Origin of the sequence: Chryseosolibacter histidinae (genome assembly GCF_018598225.1) — a bacterium.
GTDB lineage: Bacteria > Bacteroidota > Bacteroidia > Cytophagales > Cyclobacteriaceae > Chryseosolibacter > Chryseosolibacter histidini.
The window spans coordinates 13,961-31,612 of the sequence record NZ_JAHESF010000009.1 but is presented as its reverse complement, the minus strand read 5'-3'; the positions used below and the strand labels follow the sequence as shown (position 1 = coordinate 31,612).

The 17,652-nt window shown below is 51.9% G+C and carries 15 protein-coding genes; 1 reads left to right on the top strand and 14 read right to left on the bottom strand.

Translation table 11 applies throughout. From position 1 onward, the window contains the following. Nucleotides 1–121 precede the first annotated feature (121 nt). From KK083_RS10980 to KK083_RS10915, 14 genes are all read right to left on the bottom strand, one after another. The gene (locus tag KK083_RS10980) at nucleotides 122–1,186 is read right to left on the bottom strand and encodes an acyltransferase family protein (protein ID WP_254163272.1); all 1,065 of its coding nucleotides are present in this window, start codon (nucleotides 1,184–1,186) and stop codon (nucleotides 122–124) included. After that, the gene (locus tag KK083_RS10975) at nucleotides 1,158–2,270 is read right to left on the bottom strand and encodes an SGNH/GDSL hydrolase family protein (protein ID WP_254163271.1); all 1,113 of its coding nucleotides are present in this window, start codon (nucleotides 2,268–2,270) and stop codon (nucleotides 1,158–1,160) included. Before KK083_RS10975 ends, KK083_RS10980 begins: the two co-directional genes overlap by 29 nt. Before the next feature lie 221 nt (nucleotides 2,271–2,491). Next, the gene (locus tag KK083_RS10970) at nucleotides 2,492–5,416 is read right to left on the bottom strand and encodes a fibronectin type III domain-containing protein (protein ID WP_254163270.1); all 2,925 of its coding nucleotides are present in this window, start codon (nucleotides 5,414–5,416) and stop codon (nucleotides 2,492–2,494) included. A 257-nt stretch (nucleotides 5,417–5,673) separates the two neighbouring features. Continuing rightward, entirely contained in the window at nucleotides 5,674–6,891 is a 1,218-nt protein-coding gene (locus tag KK083_RS10965) for a glycosyltransferase family 4 protein (RefSeq protein ID WP_254163269.1), read from the bottom strand. 13 nt (nucleotides 6,892–6,904) lie between these two features. After that, nucleotides 6,905–7,819: a glycosyltransferase family 2 protein gene (locus KK083_RS10960; protein WP_254163268.1), complete on the bottom strand. Its 915-nt coding sequence runs from the start codon at nucleotides 7,817–7,819 to the stop codon at nucleotides 6,905–6,907. Beyond that, nucleotides 7,816–9,009 (bottom strand): glycosyltransferase family 2 protein, encoded by a 1,194-nt coding sequence (locus tag KK083_RS10955; protein ID WP_254163267.1) that lies wholly within the window; start codon nucleotides 9,007–9,009, stop codon nucleotides 7,816–7,818. The genes KK083_RS10960 and KK083_RS10955 overlap by 4 nt, the downstream gene beginning before the upstream one ends. 74 nt (nucleotides 9,010–9,083) lie before the next feature. After that, entirely contained in the window at nucleotides 9,084–10,178 is a 1,095-nt protein-coding gene (locus KK083_RS10950; RefSeq protein WP_254163266.1) for a sugar transferase, read from the bottom strand. Nucleotides 10,179–10,202: 24 nt separating this feature from the next. Next, complete coding sequence (locus KK083_RS10945) at nucleotides 10,203–10,589, bottom strand: response regulator (RefSeq protein WP_254163265.1); 387 nt, start codon at nucleotides 10,587–10,589, stop codon at nucleotides 10,203–10,205. Nucleotides 10,590–10,704: 115 nt separating this feature from the next. Then, on the bottom strand, nucleotides 10,705–11,814 hold the full coding sequence (locus tag KK083_RS10940) for an AMP-binding protein (protein WP_254163264.1): 1,110 nt from the start codon (nucleotides 11,812–11,814) through the stop codon (nucleotides 10,705–10,707). Continuing rightward, nucleotides 11,811–12,296 (bottom strand): PPC domain-containing DNA-binding protein, encoded by a 486-nt coding sequence (locus KK083_RS10935; RefSeq protein WP_254163263.1) that lies wholly within the window; start codon nucleotides 12,294–12,296, stop codon nucleotides 11,811–11,813. The genes KK083_RS10940 and KK083_RS10935 overlap by 4 nt, the downstream gene beginning before the upstream one ends. 25 nt (nucleotides 12,297–12,321) lie before the next feature. Continuing rightward, a complete protein-coding gene (gene menB / locus KK083_RS10930; RefSeq protein WP_254163262.1) occupies nucleotides 12,322–13,146 on the bottom strand; it encodes a 1,4-dihydroxy-2-naphthoyl-CoA synthase in 825 nt (274 codons plus the stop codon). Beyond that, nucleotides 13,136–14,863, bottom strand: coding sequence for a 2-succinyl-5-enolpyruvyl-6-hydroxy-3-cyclohexene-1-carboxylic-acid synthase (menD, locus tag KK083_RS10925; RefSeq protein WP_254163425.1), 1,728 nt, complete (start codon nucleotides 14,861–14,863; stop codon nucleotides 13,136–13,138). The genes menB and menD overlap by 11 nt, the downstream gene beginning before the upstream one ends. After that, on the bottom strand, nucleotides 14,863–16,059 hold the full coding sequence (locus KK083_RS10920; RefSeq protein ID WP_254163261.1) for a chorismate-binding protein: 1,197 nt from the start codon (nucleotides 16,057–16,059) through the stop codon (nucleotides 14,863–14,865). Before KK083_RS10920 ends, menD begins: the two co-directional genes overlap by 1 nt. A 126-nt stretch (nucleotides 16,060–16,185) precedes the next feature. Further along, entirely contained in the window at nucleotides 16,186–16,611 is a 426-nt protein-coding gene (locus KK083_RS10915; RefSeq protein ID WP_254163260.1) for a hotdog fold thioesterase, read from the bottom strand. A gap of 204 nt (nucleotides 16,612–16,815) precedes the next feature. On the opposite strand from KK083_RS10915, the gene KK083_RS10910 reads away from it, so the two are divergent. Beyond that, nucleotides 16,816–17,439: a histidine phosphatase family protein gene (locus KK083_RS10910; RefSeq protein ID WP_254163259.1), complete on the top strand. Its 624-nt coding sequence runs from the start codon at nucleotides 16,816–16,818 to the stop codon at nucleotides 17,437–17,439. Nucleotides 17,440–17,652 lie beyond the last annotated feature (213 nt).

The window sequence follows — 17,652 nt, the reverse complement described above, 5'->3', positions numbered from 1 at the left end:
GGAGTACTACTTCGAAATCCGGCGTTCGTTATTCTTTGTTCGATATTTGCATCGAAGAAGACGTTTGGAATAGGATACCGACCTAACCGTGGACTGTCGACTGTGGACCGTGGACTCGTTTTCAGCTTCCGATCAAATACCTGCTATACCTTCCCGTTACCTTCTTCACGAAGTACACCGTCACAATCGAGATCATCAGTACGAACACGAAATAGATCAGCCAGGTGGTGAGCGAGAAGTCTATGGTCACACCAAAAGCTTCCAGCGCTTTTCTCGATACGCTGATCAGGATGTAGTGCACAAAGAACACCCCGAAGCTGTACTGGCCCAGGATGTCGAGCAGGGGCATTTCACGCGTGCGGAGCTTGTAAAAGATCATCAGCAGCGCGAAACAAAGGATCAGCGCTTTGAGCATGTAGAAGTTGAACACAATACTGCCTTCGCGAAGCACCGTTTCAAAGTTCATCTGGCGTTGCAGGCTAAAATTCCCGGCAAGGTCTGCCGCGGTGAATATCAGGTATAGAACAATCAGGGGTGCCAGTAATTTCCAACCCAGCTTCAGGATCCGCTCTTTGTTGTAGCTGGCCCACATACCCGTAATATAAACAGGAATGAAATGGAAATACGAAAGAAACGTGTTGGCGTTGTGCTGCGACCGGTAAGTGAAAAGGCACGAGAGCAGTATGAGTGGAAACAGTGTTCGGTAAAACGTTCGGTTGTCGGCGGCGTGCAGCAGGGGAGAAGTGAGGTAGAACAGGATGATGGTGCTGATGAACCAGAACGGTGGCATGTGGCTGCCCGTGAGCAGATGATAAAAGAACTGATACACCACGGGTTTCTCATGAAAACCCGCCGGCAGCGTCAGCGAATCGAAATCGGTATTGATGCGGATCACGATCAGCGGCACGGATATGAGAATATATGGCAATATGATGTTGAGGAACTTGGCCTCGATGTATTTTTTGAAATCGAACTGATTGTGCGTGAGGTGCTGGAAGAGAAAACCGCCGATGAATAAAAACAGAATGGTGCCGTTGCCTTCTGACGGATCGAAAAAGGTATGCAGGAAATGGCGCACATGCGGATACGTAGCCCAGTCGGTCTCATACCCGGCGGCATGTACGCCCACCACAAACATGATGGCCAGACCCCGGAGATTATGGATGTAGGGCAAGAAGCGAGACATCGTTGGTTTTGTTTAGATTACCGATAATGTTTGAGATCTCCCGGGCGATGATCTCGTTGCCATTGGGCGACACGTGACAGAAGTCGATATAGATATAGTCGTCTCCGTTGAACCGGTCGCTCAGGTCAACGATCCAGGGATGGCCGCGTTCCGCGATCTTCTGCTGAATGCGCTTGTAGATCTCCCGGAAGTTTTTACCCAGCTCTTCGTCCAGCTGCAGGTGCTCCGTTCGGGGCTTGCCGACGAAAGCGGCCGGCTGCAGCACCGCGATGAATGCTCCGCCACGGTTCGTTACTATTTCGTGGGCCATCTCCCAGTTCTTCATCATCATGGAGGCGATCTGCTCCGCTTTCCCCGGGTTGCTCAGGCAATCGTAAGGAGAGTTGTCGGGCGTGGGTTTATAAGTGAACTTATGGATCACCTTCATCGTGTTTTCGACAAAGATCTTGGCGGCTATTTCTTTGACGAAGGCCATCTTGCCTACGTACAGCTTTTCGCGGTACATGGGCACCAGCCTGTGCGCCGGCAGTTGTTTAATGTCTTTGGGACATAAGAAGGCAGCGTCGTTCACACCATCATAAAATACCACGATGTCGGGCCTGGTGTCTACGGCGTAAAGTGAGATGAGCGCATCCAGCTCCTGCCGCGTGTTGTAGGCAAGCTGGGCGTGGTTATAAACGTCATACTGTGGGTTCCGTTCGTTGAAGAGCGCAGGAATGGTATGCTCGTCGTCCGATCCTTCTCCCCACATGGTGGAGCCCCCGAAGAAGTGAACGCTTTTTTCTTTTTGATTCGCAGGCGCGGGATGCGTTCGCCGTCCATCTGTTGAGATATTGAGGGTTGCGCCTTTATAAGGCAACGTTTTCCATCCCACGAACGGTTCGTATTGATGCTGCACCCGGTTGTAATCGTAGAACACCTTTTCAGCGTGCGCATAATCGTTGGCATAATTGGGCAGCTTTTCCCGTTTTACGTCGGCGGCCCGTTTGAGATAAAGGCCGCACGCCCAGTTGACGAGCACGAGCAATAATGCGAAGGAGGCCATATTGATGGCCAGCACTTTCAGGATCCTGATGATTTTCACGGCTATAGACATATAAAGAAAGATGTCTCAAAAGCTGTTCCTCCGGATGGGGCGGATGTGTATTCCCGGTAAAATTCTCCGGAAATTTTTATACCGGCGCCCGGTTAGAAAAGCTCTTGAGACAAATTTCTTTTTTGTTTGGTTAATGATCTGTTTTAATTAATCCTTGGTCGCCGTTGTTGGTGTTCTTCACCAACAACCCAACCCAACGCCTGTTTTAATTAATCCTTCACGAGTATCCTTTCGCGGATCACCTGGTCACCTTGCCTGACAACAATCACGTAGATGCCGCGGGAGAGTCTTTCACGTGGCACCAGCGCTGCGCCTTCTGCCAGTGTGGCTCCTTCAAAAATGTTCTCATAAAAAGGTTTGCCCATCATATCCACCAGGCTCACGTGCACAGGATCGCCCGCCGGGGCATCCAGCTTCACAGTGATATTTTCGCCAGGAGTTGAGGGATTGGGGAAGATGGTCGCCTTGAGTGGCGGCATCTCCGGCCTGGTGATCTCAGGTTCTTCTGCTGAAGCCATTCTCATGCTCGCGCTGCCGGTATTGCTGCTGCGCAGTGCCGAGTTTGGAATGACCACCCAGCTGTTGCCCGTATCAGGACCTTTATACCGCACTGTGAGGGTAGCCCCTCCGGTGTCTTCAATGTATTTACAGTTGATGGTATGCGGACCGCTGCCAAGTGTTATTACAGGCCCCGTGATGGTACGTGACGCATGCAATCCGTCGTTGTCGACAACAAGAGTCGTGTCAACCGTGAGCTTGCTTCCGTCATCTGACGTTGTCTGAAATTGATAGGAGCCTCCTGCGGAGATGTAGAGGTATCCGTCGAACTCGAAATTGAAATAGTCTTCCTGAGTGCGGGGCGCGAGTGTGAAGTTGGGCACCTGGCCCGTAAACTCGGCTACGTTCCAGTTCACAGCGTCGATGTCGTTCCAGGCGCCGGTGCTGTGCTCGTAATACAACCCGGTGACAAAAGTATTTCCACTGGCCGAATTGCTGGCACCACTGAGATTATCACCCAGGTCTTTGGCCTTCACCGTGAAAGTAAAGTTTGTGTTCAGCGGCAGGTCCTTGAGCTTGAAGCTGGTGGCCGGCGATCCCGTATTCACGGTGGTTGCTCCATACGTGATCACATATTCCCGGATGCCGGTGTTGTCTGTAGAACCCTGCCACGATAAGGTGATCTCCTTGATGGCGGTGGAAGCTGCGGTCAGGTTCTGCGGTACTGTTGGCAGTTGCGTATCGGCCCCCGTCACAACGGTGAGGAACTGGCTGCTCGATAAAGGCGTATAGTTCGATCGTCCGGTGCTGCTCACAGCCCTGATCTTATACTGGTAGGTGCTGGAAGGTTCAAGGCCGGTGTCGTTGAAGGTTTTCACGTTGGCGTTGGTCAGCGTGGCCATCACCCATTTCGTGTACGTGGTGGTTCCTGTCTTTTTCCTGCGCCAGATCTCGAAACCACCTTCGTTGCTTGATGCGTCTGTCCAGTTTATCACGGCGCTGCTATTGGTCACTGTACCCGAAGTAAAGGTGGTGGGTGCTGTGATGTTGATGGGCGCCTCATTGTTGAAGAATACATTTTTCGCCGCGGAAGGTGGACTGGGACAATTGTTGAATCCGGCAGTCACCAGCGTATAAGCGCCGCTGGCGTTGGTAGATGACAGTCTTACATACCGGGTGGTGTCGTCCTGGTCTCCCGACAGGTTCACCAGGGTGCCATTTTTATACCAGTAATAGTGATCGGCTTCTGCTGCTGAGAACAGGTGCGCGTAGTTATAGTTGTTCAGGTCCTTGAGCACCACAGATCCTGTCTGCTCGATCTCTGCCTGTGCGGGACTGGAAGAGACCACGGTAATGGGATCTGACCATTGATTCCATTGTGCCTCAGAGGGTGTTCTTGACAGGCGGCTGAACCTCGCCCTGTAAACACCGGTAGTAGTGGCTGTATAGGAAGCCGAAGTGGCGCCTGAGATGATCGCACCATTGCGCTCCCATTGATACGCGAGAAAACCTTCCGCAAGGTCCATCTTCACACCCTGGCCGGTGGTCTGGCAAAGCGTGGGGTTATCAGCGAATACGTGAACCTTCGATTTGTTATGCGACCTGAGCCACAAGAAGAAGTCCGGCTCGTTGTAAGCCGTGTTCCAGGTGCCGTGGCCGAGGTTGGGATATTCGTTATAGCGAACGGTAAGTCCGGCTTCGCGGAAGCGTTTCACATAGCCCCTGGTTTTGCCAGGTGTTGGCGCTGTGTCCCGTCCTCCCTGGAAGAACCACAATCCGATGGTGGAGATCTTTGGCGCAAGGCCGGTGCTGAGAATGCTACTCTCACTGACGGCCGACATTCCAGCGGCAGCGGAGAAAAGCCAGGGTGCTCTTTTGATCACATCAAACACCGCAGCGCCGCCGTTCGAAAGGCCGTGAATATAAATGCGGTTCGGATCGATGTTGTATTTTTTAATGAGCAGGCGCACGATCCTGATCACATCCTGGGCCTGTCCGCCATCCCAGCCATTGAGGTCCTGCGGAAAGAGCACGAACCCGGGAAATGAACGATCGGGCAGGGTAGGGTCGTTGGGCAGTTTGCTGCCGGCCGCATTGCGCATGGCCAGGTGAATGGCGCCGCCGTGTAACAGGTTATGGTCGTTATTCAATAACTGATGCCCTGACGATGTAGGCGCAGGGGGCGTGTTGGTGCCGGGCCGCCATGAGCGCGTGTCCCAGTAGCAGCTGTTATCCCAGCAGTTGGCCCGCTCACCCAAGCCGTGCATCATCACGATCAGCGGGTAGCCGTCGTCAATGCTGGCGTTGTAATTCACGGGAAGCAACAGGCGGTAGTTCATGATGAAGTTGCTAGCGCTGCCATTTTTTTCCCGGAGGTTACCCTGGCCATAAGGACTGGAGTCCCAGCTGGTCATATCCCGGTAAGTATTTGTTTTAACGCCGGGTGAGCTTTCCCTGAAACTGAATGTCTTGCCCTCTTCGAGGTAGTAGTAGCGTGTTGCAGATTTGGCGATCCTGATGTCAAGCGTACCGTATGGCATGCCTGTTCTGTAAATGAAAGTTGTATCAACTTGTGAAAATGCGGCGTGGTAAAAGATCAATAGAAGTCCCCACAAGCCAACCGTTTTTTTGATCATGGTGTGTTAAAATTTTAGCATTGTAAAATGTTTGTCGTTAACTATTTGAGTCGCGCTACGATGTAAAAACTTATGCCTGTTGCTTGCTCTTAAACCGTGTGCTAAACGCTTGATTGATAGTCCACAGTCCACGGTCCACAGTCCACAGTAGTGTTGCGTAAATATCACTGCCAAAATTCGAATGAACAGAAAAAAATGATCAGTGTTTCACTAACGCAGCGCTGCCGTGGACGGTGGACTGTCGACCGTGGACTCTACTATCTCGGTTTATTAAAGAAATAAAAATTAGGTTCTGGTATTTTTTTTACCAGTGGGGAGGACGTTGCCGGTCTTGCGCTTTTGGAGGGATACAGCACACTTTCATAAATGGAGAGCACTCTTTCCGCCGCGGTATCCCAGCTGAATCGTTTGGCGTTGGCCAATCCATCGCGGATCTTTCTTTCGCGGTAGTCCGCGTTGCCCAGCATGCGCAGCAGGCCATCTGCTATAGAGGGAGCGCTCAGCGGGTCAACCAGCAAGGCAGCATCGCCGGCGATCTCAGGCATACACGAGATCTTTGACGTGATCACCGGGGTGCCACACGCCATGGCTTCTATCACCGGCATACCGAAACCTTCTGATAAGGATGGGAACAGGAAGAGCTTGCTGAGCCCGTAAATAAATGGCAGGTCTTCGTCGCGGATATATCCGGGTGTGATAAACCGTTTCGGATCATATTCCGCATTCAGGTTTTTCAGCACGTGCGCGATGAATTTTTGGGTGAGCCCGGGTGTCACCAGTGGCAACGGGTTCGCTACCTTCGAAGCATACATGACATAAGCTTCGATCACACCCATCGGATTTTTTCGCCTGGAAGGATTGCCGAGAAACAGAATGAAGTTCTCCGGCAGCCCGTACCTGTGACGTACCTGCGCCAGGATCTTGTCATCGGTGGAGGGATAAAAGTGGTCTTCGTTGATGCCGTTGTACACCACTTCGATTTTCTTTTCATCGATGCCCAGCCGGCTCACGATGCGTTGTTTTTCATAATGAGAGACGGTGATGATAGCCCTGCTGTGGGGCGATACCAGTGGCACAACTTTTCTGCGGTACTGATTTCCCAGGCGCTGGTACAGGCTGTCTTTATTGGGAATCGGGTCCATAAAAATGATATCGTGCAGCGTCTGCACCACAGGCACCGGTGAAAAATACGGCGTCGTATTTCCGGTGCAATGCAGCAGGTCTACCTTTTCGCGCCTGGCCGCCAGGGGTAAAAAGAACTGCTCGAAATCCACAAAGAATTTTCCGGCTACTTTTTTGATCTTAAAGTTTGCCGACTCCGAAAAGCAATCACGGTCAACATCGTCTTTTACAAACACAACAAACTCGGTGTCGTGGTGAAGAGACTGGAGTTTTTTAAGCAGCGCGAGGGATGACGTTTCTATCCCGTATTTTTTCTTTCGAAACAGCCGCTGTACTTCAATACCAATTTTCATATTTAGAGAGGGATTAAGGGTATTTCACTTTTTGGCCGTTGGCCTGATGCGTAAGGTTCCACATCAGCCCTTTCCAGAACGCTCTTCCGTGTTCGGCATCGCGCTGGAGCAGATAGGTTAGCGTATTTTTCGGCAGTGAGACCAGCAGGAAGAATATCATCCAGAAGATCTTTTTCATGCCCGAGGTATGCCTGCGCATGAACAGCAGCCGGTTACGGGTCATGTAGTAGGTTTTGATCGTCGAGTTCTTGCCTACCGACATCGATTCTTTGTGATAGACCCTGGAGCCCGGCACAAAGTATATTTTGTATCCCGCTTTTTTGATGCTCTCACACCAGTCGATCTCTTCGTAGTAGAGAAAGAAGAAGTCGGGCATCATGCCTGCCTTTTCGATCACCTTGCGGGGCACCATCATGGCGGCGCCGTGAGCAAGGTCTGTCTGCCTGAGCGTATCATGCTGGCCCTGGTCTTTTTCCATGAAGCCCACCCGCTTGTTCCTGCCGGTAAACGGATTCACGCAGGTGCTGCCCGCGTACTGGATCACGCCGCCTGAATTATAATAAAGGATCTTGGACGACGCAGCGCCGGCATCGGGATGCGTCTTGAACAGCTCCACCAGCGGCTCCAGGAATCCCGGATCCACCTCTGTATCGTTATTGAGAAAAAGCAGGTACTCGCCGGTAGCGGCTTCAATGCCAAGGTTGTTTCCGCCAGCGAAGCCCAGGTTCTTGTCGCTCCGGATGAATTTTACTTCGGGAAAATGCTTCGTAATGTATTCGGTCGGGTCTTCAACAGAAAAATTGTCGACCACGATCACTTCAACGTCAGGGTAGGTAACCTTCCGCAACGATTCGAGAAGAGCACCGGTAACGTTTGCTTGATTGTAATTGATGGTAATGACCGATACACGGGAAGGCTGTGCACTCATAATTTTTCGGCGTTACTGGGTTGAGCTTCGATGGGTCCATGCGGGGTATGAATAAAAGTTTTGTTCGCGTCTTTCAGCTTGAACAACAGCATGAACATTTTAACAAAGATGGTCGGTATCAGCAGCACAGACTTCAGCAGCCTGATGGAATAGAATTTCTTGGGAATGGCCAGGATCATCGCCAGCAGGTTCAGTCCCAGCAAGGCGAGCCATAGGAACGGACTGAACACCAGGTGATGAGCCAGCACAAAGCTCACGGCCGTAATGAACGTGAGTAGCCCGAGGTTGAGCAAACGCGGCAGCTGGATGTTGCGCAGCACGGCGCTGTTAAAGAAGCTCAGGTCGCCTTTGGAAAGACTGGCGAACCCCGGTGCAAAATATTTTTTAAGATAGAAGAACTGGCTGGAGATCCAACGCTTGCGCTGCCGCTCGAAAACTTCGGTGCTGGCAACTTTTTCGTCGAATACCACGGCGTCTTTAGCAAAGTATACCTTGATCCCTTTTTCGATGAGCTTCAGCTCGAGCTCACGGTCAAAGCCGCCGATGGAGTCCATCTCCGCCATAATGCTTTTGTAAAGGGCGTAGTCGAAGATCATACCTGAACCGTTCAGGGAAGCAGACATGCCCAGGCCAACAGTACCCTGCCTGTAAATGAAATTATTGATGGTCTCGCTCAGGCCGTCGAGCAATGCCATGGAGTTGTTTTCGTTCTTGGGATCGCGTTTTCCTTGTATGGCGCGGTACCCCAGTCCGAAGAGATCGTTCATCCTGGTAAGAAAGCTCCGCTCCATGATGTTGTCGGCATCGAGCACCACGGCACAGTCGTAATGGTCACCGATCACGGCCATAGCCTTGTTCAGCGCTTTTACTTTTGTGCTCTTCTCGAACGATACTTCGATCACGGTGATGGGCAGCGAGCGCAGCGCGATGATGGTGGCAGGTTTTAATGAATCGGCGATCACCACTACATCGAAGCGGTTGGCAGGGTAGTGCTGCCGCAGCGCCTGCCTGGCAACATCCACGATCACACCGTCTTCTTTGTATGCCGGTATCAGCACGGCCATCTTCCGTTTAAAGGGATCTTCAGGCGCATGCCGGACTTTGTAAAACACGCCACCCACACTGAGGATGAATGAATACAGTGAAACGTACGAGAAATAGATGAGCAGGATCAGTTCTGGTAAATACATGGAAGTATCGTATTAAGAGACCGGATGATGCCGTGTCCGTTTCAGAGAACACGGCACTCCGGACTTTTCACTTTTTACACTTTTTCTTTTTGCAACAGGGCAGGGATGGTAGAGAACAATATTTTCATGTCGAGCCAGAAGGAGTTTTTCATGGCGTACTCCATATCGAGGGCAATGCGCTCGTCTTCCGACATGTTGTCTTTGCCGCGTTTGGTGATCTGCCACAGACCGGTAATGCCTGCGGGTGCCAGGAATCTCCACGCGATCTGGTCTTTGGTGAGCTTCTCTGCTTCGTACAACGGAAGAGGGCGGTTGCCTACCAGCGACATATCGCCGAACAGCACATTGAGAAGCTGAGGGATCTCATCGAGGCTCGTTTTGCGGATGAATGCACCGAACGGTGTAATGCGCGGGTCGTCTTTGATCTTGAAGAACACGCTGCCATTCTTGGTGCCGTTATACTGGTTGAGGTGCGCAAGCTTCTGCAGTTCGGCGTCGGAACCGGTACGCATAGACCTGAACTTGTAGAAGTTGAAGATCTTGTAACCCGTGCCGGCGCGTTTGGAGATATAGAAGATAGGACCTTTCGACTCCAGCTTGATGATGAGTGCTATCAGCACACAAACCGGCAGTAACAACAGGAGGGCGGTGGCCGATACAAGGATGTCGAACGCCCGCTTCAGCGACCAGAGCTTGATCTGCGGAACCAGGTCAATGCTGTGGGCCACATACGGTTTGTTGCCGCGTTGATTCTTGTATGACTTTACTTTTTTAATGAACTCGACCCGTTTCAGAAAGGCGCTGTTGATGGCGCCGTAGTGATAGTCGTCGGCGCTGATGCTGATGGCCGTATTTTTTGCCATGCTCTCGAACGCCGGTGTGTACAGCATCACCGGTACTGTCTTTTTTGCTGCAATACTTTTCAGGGTGGCAAAGTCCGCATTGACGCTTTCGGGATGGATCAGGATGGCGTCGATGTTGCCCTCGCCCTGCACGGCGTCAATGGCTTCCTTTACGGTAACAGTTGAAAAGTATATGTTTTCCTGAAGATAGGTATGATCAAACCCGCGTTGGTGATTGTCGATGCGAAGGATATGTTTTGTAAAAGTAACGGTCTTTCGCCTCGGCTGCTCAAGGCTGATGCCCGGCGCTTGTAACACTAATTCCATATGCGTTAATAAAAATGAAAGTTATCAGTGAGATATAAGTACGTTCTGATTATGGTGCGCTATGGCACGGTTTACCTCCGCCAGAAATTTTTGAGGCTCAAATGGTTTAACGAGGTACGCGAAAGCGCCGAGGGCGATGCATTGGTCTTTGGAGTCTTCGAACCCCGAAAGCATGATCACCGGTATGCTCCTGAATAAACCACTGTTGCTCAAATTTTCTAGCAGCTCTATTCCATCTAGCGATGGCATCTTCACATCTGAAATGATGAGATCCACACGGTTACCATCCGAAAGCCATGACCAGGCTTCTAATCCATTGTTCATGATGATGACCTCATACTTGCCACGCAGAATCCTTTCCAACAGCCAGCACAACGGAGCGTCATCTTCAATCACTAATACTTTATTCATGTTTCCCTTTTTGTAAAATTATTTCCAACTACACACTCCGACAGCTATAAATTGTGATGCCAACAGGTCGCTTATTCCATGCCTGCTTCACACTGTACCTTAGTTAAAAAAGGGATTACTTCCGGATGGTGAAAGAAGAGTGTATGTTTTTCAAGGTGTTACCACGATTGATCTTGCCGCTTCCCGTAGCGCTGAAGTTCTCCGTGATCAACACTTCACGTGGTCGCTCATAGGCAGGAATGCGGGCGAGTATTTCGGGGAAGATTTTTTCCAATAACCCCTGCGTATGGCCGGCCGCTTCAACGACGAGCACGACTTTGTTTCCGAAAGTTTTGTCTGGTATACCGTGAACGAAGAAGCGGCTTGTAATACCCGCTTCAGAGAAAATTTTTTCTAATGCCGCTTCAACTTTTTCAGGGATCACTTTTACACCGCCGCTGTTGATCACGTTATCCCACCGGCCCAGCCACTGGAACCTGTCATGGCCGGTGATCTCTACTAAATCGTTTGTAACGACTCTTTCTTTAAGGAAAGGAACTTCCGCCACCAGGCACCCACGCTCATCCTTATGCAGGGAAATTCCGGGCAACGTGTGGAATTGTTCATCACGTACGGCACCGTTCAAGGCGCGTAAGGCGATGTGAGACAGCGTCTCCGTCATACCGTACGTAGCATAACATCTACAAAGCAGTCCCTGTAGTTGGCCAATCGTCTGTTCATCCAGGGGTGCCCCGCCGATGATGGCAACATCAGGGTTGTTCAGGAAATGTGGATGTTTTGACACAAGCATCGATTGCACCTGATAGGGTACAAATGCGGCAAAATTTACACAAGTGTCGACAGGAATTTTTTGTAAAGGACAGGCGCATGGATCCACCGCCAGGATCTTCATTCCGGTAACGAAGCTTCTTGCCAGCATCATCTTCCCTCCGATGTATCTTGTGTCGATACAAACCAGCGCCTGATAAGAAGGCCTGAGCGAGAGCGCCTGTGCCGTGAGCCTGGCACTGGCCATCATCTGCTCGCGTGTAAAAGTAATGACCTTGGGTTCGCCGGTAGAGCCACTGGTCTGCGCAGTGAAAGTCTCCTCGCCGGAGAGCCACTCGCGCATGAAAGTGAAGGTACTTTCTTCAAAGGTCGACTGTGACTTCACCTGGTCCTGCACGATCATGTCGAGCAACACGGTACGGCCATTGATCCAGATGGAAGCGTAGGGATAGCTCATGGCTTGCGTGGTTCATTTTTTCGCCTGATCAGAAGCTCCTGGTATCCGTACGTGGCATCGTTCACCCTGTCGAAGAAAAGCTCTTCAAGCTCGGCGATGGCGATCTCGGCAGTGGTGTATACGAGGTTCTCATCCAGCAGGTGGCCGCCGAACGTATGACCGGTGCTGTCAGCAACGGAGGTGTGAAGATGACAGGCCGTGTCTGAGAAAGTTCCGGTGAGCGAAACGATCTCGAAGTGCCCGTTCTTTTTTGCGCCGTTGTCCTGGTTGGCAAAGCGAAGGTTTACCTGCTCCAGGCTGCCCACGCAGGTGAGCACGATGCCCGCCTTGATGTTGTGCTCTTTGGCGAACTGCATGATGGACCGCTTCAGGTCTTCATGCGGCTTGAGCCGGAATACATAAGTTCTGTAAGAAGAATGCATAACCTGTGCGGCAGCACCCGTATCGCGCAGGAAGAATGCTGCCGTCAAAAAGATACACAAAACCGGGAGAACCCGGTAGCGGGTCTTAAGGAAATTTGGGATACTTCGACCAGTCCGGATCGCGTTTTTCCAAAAAAGCATTTTTACCTTCTTTAGCTTCTTCACTCAGATAATAAAGCAATGTTGCATTACCTGCGAGCTCCTGGATGCCAGCCTGGCCATCGAGCTCTGCGTTGAAGCTCGCTTTGAGCATACGGATCGCCAATGGACTCTTGTGAATGATCTTCTTCGCCCAGGCCACATAGGTTTCCTCCAGCATCTCCAGCGGAACCACCTTGTTCACCAGCCCCATCTCGAGCGCTTCTTTCGCGTCATACTGATCGCACAGGTACCAGATCTCGCGTGCTTTCTTCTGGCCCACGATCCGCGCCAGGTAAGAAGCACCGAATCCGCCGTCGAAGCTGCCCACCTTCGGACCGGTTTGCCCGAAGCGCGCATTTTCTGCGGCGATGGTTAAGTCGCATACCACGTGCAGCACATGGCCTCCGCCAATAGCCCACCCCGCAACGGCAGCGATCACCGGTTTGGAAATAGACCTGATCATACGTTGCAGGTCCAGTACGTTGAGCCTGGGCACGGTGTCTTCGCCAACGTAGCCGCCATGGCCCCGCACGCTCTGGTCACCACCACTGCAGAAAGCTTTGCCACCTTCACCCGTGAGGATGATGACACGAACATCGGAGTCTTCACGGCAAATGCTTACCGCATCGATCATCTCTTTCACGGTCAGTGGCGTGAAGGCGTTGTGAACGTGCGGGCGGTTGATGCTGATACGGGCAATACCTTCAAACTTGTGGAAGAGGATCTCCTTGTACTCCTTTGCGGGCTTCCATGCGTACTTATAGCTCATAGCTTTTTTTGATTTTCAATTTAAGGTTATCGAATACGGTTTTGTTCAGGGTTACATCGGTCTCGAACTCCAGGATCTTCGTTCTGCCATCGAGGTCGAGAAAATCTTTCAGCACATTTCTCAGCTTGCGGCGGCTGTCGAGGATGAGGTGATCGAAGCCGAACTCTTCACAGAGCTTCTGTGCTTTCAGTGCCTGGCGGGTGATGAAATATTCCCGTGCCTCGGGCATGGAAGCGGGGCCGTCGATCACGTTGAAGATCAGGCCGCCGTGGTTGTTCAGCAGCAGCACCCTTAATCCCGGTATCGGGTAGTTGTGCCAGAACGCGTTGCGGTCATAGAAGAAGGCCACGTCTCCGGTGATCAGGAACGTGGGCCTGCCCGAAGCGAGGTGATGCCCCACGCTGGTGCTGGTACACCCGTCGATGCCGCTGGTGCCGCGGTTGGAAAACACACGAATGCCTTTTCGCCTTGCCTCCAGGCCGATGAAGTTGGCGTACCGAACGCTCATGCTGTTGGCCAGGTGAAGGTTGCTGTGCTCGGGCAGCTGATCGATCAGCTCTTTCACCAGCTCCATCTCGGCCAGGTCTCCGCTGCCGAAAAAATCTGCCAGGGTACGTTGCGCCCGCCGCTCTTCTACTTCCCACAGCTTGGTGTAATTGTGCTGCTTCTGGTTCTCGAAGGTCTCGTCCTGCTGAACGGAGCTGATGAACCCGAAGAAGGAAGCCGGTGAGGTCTGAAAGATATCGGTTACATGTTTGAAGGTGTCGGCTGCGGTTCCTTCAGGCTGAAGGTGCCAGTGTGCTTTGGGTGTGTATTTTCTCAGGAAGAGTTTTACATTCTTGGAAATGAGCGATTGCCCGAAGGTGATCAGCAGGTCGGGACGTAATGTTTTTTTCAGGTCTTCCGATGCCTGGCCCAGGAACAGGTCTGCATGGCGGATGCTCTTGCCTCCCTCGTGAAGGTTGGAGATGATGTCGCTCACCAGTGGCACATCATGTTTTGCGAAGAAGCTTCCGAGTGCCGTTGCAAGCGCCTCGTCGGGATGCTGCTGGCCTGCCACGATGAGGATGTTGTGATAAGAAGACCATTCCTGCCTGATCTTCTGCTGTTGTTCATCGGTCAGCGTGTAGGCATTACGGTGCTCCCGCATCACGCGTACATCGCTGCTATAGGTGGTGGCTTCGTTCCGTTCAGGGTACAGGGGTTCGCGGAACGGGGCGTTGATGTGCACCGGGCCTTGTGGTTCCTGCCGGGCGAGGTTGATCGCTTCATTCACGATCCGGTTGATGGCCCACTGGCTGTCGGCATGATCATAATCCTGAGGAAGCTGGTAGAATTTCTTCACGTGTTTGCCGAAGATCTCGGCCTGGTGAATGGTTTGTCCGTCGTGCTGGGCGATCCATTCCGAAGGCCTGTCGGCGGTGAGCACCACCAGCGGTGTTTCGCTGAACCACGCTTCGGCTACTGCCGGGGCAAGGTTGTATACCGCGGTGCCTGACGTGCAGACCACCACCACGGGATTTTTTTTCTGTTGTGCCATGCCCAGGGCGATAAAGCCTGCGCTTCGTTCGTCGCTGAAGGTTCTGGGAGTGATGTGTGGGTGGCGTGTGAAGGCCAGCGTGAGCGGCGCACACCGCGAGCCGGGGCAGAGCACTGCATCGGTCACATCTTTCCTGGCGCAGAGTTCTGCAATATCGTAGATCGGCTGAAAGCGCATCAAAGGATCACGTTGAGCAATGTGTTGAACTTCACCTCGGTCTCTTCCCATTCTTTCTCTGCTACCGAGTCGATGGTGACACCCGCGCCGGCGAAGAGCAGTGCCTTGCCGTCGAGCATTTTCATACAGCGCAGGTTCACGAACAGGTGAATATTGTTATCTACATTGACGGGGCCGAGGTAGCCCGCGTAAAATTCGCGATCATAACCTTCATGGGCTTTCAGGAAGTCCATGGATGATTCCAGCGGCATGCCACACACGGCCGCCGTGGGGTGAAGAAGCTGCAGCATCACAGAGCCCAGCAACGGGAAGTTGGTGGCCTTCATGTCGACTGTAAAATCCGACTTCAGGTGCACGAGGTTTCCGGCCACAATGGTCTTGGGGCCATGCTCGTCGTATTCGCGAAGCCTGATCTTTTTAAAACAGCTGATCACGTAACGCTCCACCAGCGCCTGCTCTTCGATCTCTTTTTGGGTCCACGCCACGCTTCGCAGGTTCATACCTTCCTGGTAGGGCATGGTGCCGGCCAGGGCTACCGTTTTGAAGATGGTTTTATCTTCCACGGTCACCAGCACTTCAGGCGTGGCGCCGAGCCAGCTTCCGGTGTTGGGAATGCTCACAAAAGAGATGAGGGCGTTGGTGTATTTGCTGCAGAGGTTTTCAAATGCCTTCACGATATCGAAATCGTCGGGCAGGTCTACAAGTTTGGTGCGCGACGGAACGATCTTTTCAAATTTTCCCGCTTCGATGGCGGCTACACCTTTTTGCACGAGCTGAATGAAGTCGGTGCCGTTGCCCGCAGCGGATGATGTTGTGTTTCCTTTGAAGTATACACGTTTGCCTACGGGCCAGGTCCTGAACTTCTGCGACAGCCAGGCTGCCGAAGCGATCTCCGCCGGGGTTTCGGGTGAGGTGAGCACATTGTTCTCGAACCTGAAGATAAAGTCTGCGGGCAGGAACAGCGTTGTGCGGTCGCGGTCGAAAGGTGCGAACATAAAACCTGCGGGCAGCTCTTCGATGGGAGAGTTCTTTTCCAGCGAACGGTACTCCTGCGAGATGATCAGATAACGGGTGGAAGTATTGGGGAGACGCCAGAAGGCTATCGGAAGATCGTTTTCCAACGCGTGGTTCAAAAGCAGGTTGAGTATTTCAGTTTCAGAACTTATCTCTGCGGAAACTGAAGTGACTGTATTCATCTAGTTAGTAATCGGTTATCAGTAATCAGGTAATCAGTAATCTGCCAATCAGTAATCAGGTAATCAGTTGGTGAACCAGCTATCGGTATTAAACCGATTGCCGATCACCGAATACCGATTACCATTTTACATTTTATCAAGAACAGCCATGGTGATCCTGCTGATGCACACCAGCTCTTCTTTCTGGTTGCTGATCCGGATCTCCCACACCTGCGTTTTTTTTCCGATGTGGATCGGTTTGGTGACCCCTGTCACAAAACCTTCTCTTACGCCCCGGAGGTGATTGGCATTGATATCCAGGCCAACACAAAACTGTTTGGCCGGGTCTACGCAGCAATGTGCCGCCACACTGCCAAGGGTCTCCGCCAGGGCTACGGAAGCTCCCCCATGTAACAAACCGAAGGGCTGATGAGTTCTGGAATCCACCGGCATTCTGGCCTCCATAAAATCATCGCCAATGGCCGTAAATTCGATGCCGATGCGCTCGGCCATGGTATTCCGTGAGAGCTTGTTCAAGGCTTCCAGGGTTATGTCTTTGCTGAAAATTCCCATCTTTAAATCGGTAACCGGTAGTCAGTATTCGGTAATCGGTATTCAGTCGAGTCGATATTAGACCGGTTACTGGTTACCCGATTGCTGATCACCATTTTTACCGGTTGTTGTTGTTTAAATACCAATACACCTTATTTTTGCGCCTGCCTATATCTGGCAGGAAAACCTGCTTATATAAGAAGGCGGGGCCAAAATAGTGCAAAATTGATCAGTAAAAAAGTTTACCTCGTTCGTCACGGACAAACCGATTTTAATCTGAAGAACATCGTCCAGGGAAGCGGGGTGGATACAGACCTCAATGACCTGGGGAGACGTCAGGCTAAGGCGTTCTTTTCTGCCTACCGCCATATTTCCTTTGACAAGATCTATACTTCGGCGCTAAAGCGAAGCCAGCAATCCGTGCAGCAGTTCATGGACCTGGGCATCCCGCACGAGGCGCTGGCAGGCCTCAACGAGATCAGCTGGGGTACCAAGGAAGGCCACCGCGTAACACCCGAAGAAGACGAGTATTACCACCACATGCTGAAGGAGTGGCAGAGGGGCAATACCAATCTGCGCATTGAAGGCGGGGAGAGCCCCGACGATGTGATCGTGAGAATGAAACCGGCGGTAGACCACATCATGAAACACGAGCACGAGAAGACCATTCTCATCTGCATGCACGGCCGCGCCATCAGGATCATCCTCTGCCACCTGCTCAATTACCCGCTCCGGTGTATGGATATGTTCGAGCACCAGAATCTTTGTCTCTATGTGCTGAATTTTTCAGGATCTATTTTTTCGGTAGAGCTATATAACGACATCGATCATTTGAAGGGAATCAGTTGACGGGATAAGTCCACGGTCCACAGTCGACAGTCCACGGCAACTTCCCTCGTAAAAACCGCTTCCTTGTAAAAACTGCTTCCCTGCCCCCCCCATGAGACCGGTATCCTGAGTGAGGCCTGTGCGCTGGCCTGCGCGGAACGAAGGATCCCCGGATAAAGGAATGCATACATATAGAGAGCAGGTACACGAAATAAGTACGCAGTAACGGTCACG

Coding starts and splice junctions, on each gene's coding strand:
- KK083_RS10980 (WP_254163272.1), bottom strand. CDS start 1,186: ATGTCTCGCTTCTTGCCCTACATCCATAATCTCCGGGGTCTGGCCATC.
- KK083_RS10970 (WP_254163270.1), bottom strand. CDS start 5,416: ATGATCAAAAAAACGGTTGGCTTGTGGGGACTTCTATTGATCTTTTAC.
- KK083_RS10965 (WP_254163269.1), bottom strand. CDS start 6,891: ATGAAAATTGGTATTGAAGTACAGCGGCTGTTTCGAAAGAAAAAATAC.
- KK083_RS10960 (WP_254163268.1), bottom strand. CDS start 7,819: ATGAGTGCACAGCCTTCCCGTGTATCGGTCATTACCATCAATTACAAT.
- KK083_RS10955 (WP_254163267.1), bottom strand. CDS start 9,009: ATGTATTTACCAGAACTGATCCTGCTCATCTATTTCTCGTACGTTTCA.
- KK083_RS10950 (WP_254163266.1), bottom strand. CDS start 10,178: ATGGAATTAGTGTTACAAGCGCCGGGCATCAGCCTTGAGCAGCCGAGG.
- KK083_RS10945 (WP_254163265.1), bottom strand. CDS start 10,589: ATGAATAAAGTATTAGTGATTGAAGATGACGCTCCGTTGTGCTGGCTG.
- KK083_RS10940 (WP_254163264.1), bottom strand. CDS start 11,814: ATGAGCTATCCCTACGCTTCCATCTGGATCAATGGCCGTACCGTGTTG.
- menB (WP_254163262.1), bottom strand. CDS start 13,146: ATGAGCTATAAGTACGCATGGAAGCCCGCAAAGGAGTACAAGGAGATC.
- menD (WP_254163425.1), bottom strand. CDS start 14,863: ATGCGCTTTCAGCCGATCTACGATATTGCAGAACTCTGCGCCAGGAAA.
- KK083_RS10920 (WP_254163261.1), bottom strand. CDS start 16,059: ATGAATACAGTCACTTCAGTTTCCGCAGAGATAAGTTCTGAAACTGAA.
- KK083_RS10915 (WP_254163260.1), bottom strand. CDS start 16,611: ATGGGAATTTTCAGCAAAGACATAACCCTGGAAGCCTTGAACAAGCTC.